At 40.7% G+C, this 729-nt stretch carries 1 protein-coding gene; it reads left to right on the top strand.

Annotated elements, in window-relative coordinates; all coding sequences use genetic code 11:
• Positions 1 to 330 precede the first annotated feature (330 nt).
• Positions 331 to 636, top strand: coding sequence for a hypothetical protein (locus A3762_RS05125; RefSeq protein ID WP_068500639.1), 306 nt, complete (start codon positions 331 to 333; stop codon positions 634 to 636).
• Positions 637 to 729 lie beyond the last annotated feature (93 nt).

The following is a 729-nucleotide window of genomic DNA, read 5'->3' on the forward strand; positions in this document are numbered from 1 at the left end:
CAATATCATCTGCCAAGTACGCGTTGTCTCCAAGCGAGTCAGGTAGCTGGCTATTCATTTTTACTTTGGTTTCAATTTTTGCTTGTATCTTAACGGGTCTAATTCTACTTTTCGGCAAACAAAAAAATCTAGCCATGTACCTAATAGCTATACATGCTGTAGCGGCTGCGTTTATCTATACTTGGTCATTGGTAGTGGCTATCGCATTACCTTTAATCTATTTGGGTAAGGTGCAAAAAAATGCATAACAAGGGTAGGAAAAATCGCCCGCAAAAAACGCGGGCTGGACTCTCTAACGCTCGCCTTTGCTACCGGCGTTATAGGTCTTAAATGGAAACAATTGATAAGCTAATTTTATTTGTAGCCAGTATGGCCGCTTGCTTTACAGTAATCTGGAATATTTTAACTTCTATTGAAGTCTCAAAATTTTCTATTTTTAGTACTAAGCAAATGCTTATCTGTTACACACAAATATGGCTTCTACCACTAATTGGTTGCTGGCTTTGCAATCAAAAAATGGATATCAAGCTTACAAAAGCAGACAATGAGTCTGGGGTAAACGATATCCCAGGCTGGCTTGGTACAGGCAAATCAACTAACTCATGTAACGATTGCGATGCTGGTATTGACGAATAAGCCCTATAACAATTTGCCGCATGCCTAGCCACTTCGTGGTTTTGGAGTTGCGTTGCTTCGCACCTCAAGCCCATGGGCAAGGCGTTAATACGT

The organism is Oleiphilus sp. HI0125, assembly GCF_001635355.1.